The organism is Rahnella ecdela, from assembly GCF_019049625.1.
In the GTDB taxonomy this organism is placed as follows: Bacteria; Pseudomonadota; Gammaproteobacteria; order Enterobacterales; family Enterobacteriaceae; genus Rahnella; species Rahnella ecdela.
This window is the reverse complement of the sequence record NZ_JAFMOY010000048.1, coordinates 1-552: the sequence shown is the minus strand read 5'-3', so window position 1 is coordinate 552 and position 552 is coordinate 1. Positions and strand designations below refer to the sequence as shown.

At 46.7% G+C, this 552-nt stretch carries 1 protein-coding gene and 1 pseudogene; both read right to left on the bottom strand.

Annotated elements, in window-relative coordinates; translation table 11 throughout:
- Positions 1-236, bottom strand: a 236-nt coding sequence (locus J1784_RS26685; RefSeq protein WP_217147577.1) for a transposase, incomplete at its 3' end; no start/stop codon positions are given.
- A gap of 43 nt (positions 237-279) precedes the next feature.
- Positions 280-552: pseudogene (locus J1784_RS00225) on the bottom strand (hypothetical protein); the annotation flags it as partial.

The following is a 552-nucleotide window of genomic DNA, read 5'->3' as shown; positions in this document are numbered from 1 at the left end:
GTAAAAATGGAATCAATAAATCCCTGCGCGGCGCGCAGCGTGAGGCGAAAGATGCGTTTGAGCATCAGTACGGTGGTAATAGCGAGCTCAGAATAACGTTGCGGACGACCACGTGAAGACGTGTTGGGCTCGTCATACCAGGCCTGGATGGCTGATTCATCAAGCCAGAATGCCCCGGTTGACGAGCGCCTTTTGTAGGTAGTCCAATTGGCGATTTTGAACTTTTGTTTTGCCACGTGATACCGCTACAGGATCGGGAATGTGATGATCTGATCCTGATTACGGCCAAAAATTCGATTTATTCAACAAAGCCATTATCTGGATTTTCGCGGGAACCCCCGTCCTTTTTGAACTGACCCCATAAACCTGGGCGGGGAGGATGTCAATGGCTTCTCTCATGTGGATATGTGGGCAATGCAAACCAATAGAGACTGTAATTAAAATTGTGTAATTGCCTGTTTTTGATATGTTCACTCCAGCAACGGAGACAGGTAAATTATGGATGAAAAGAAACTTAAAGCCCTTGCGGCTGAACTGGCTAAAGGCCTTAAA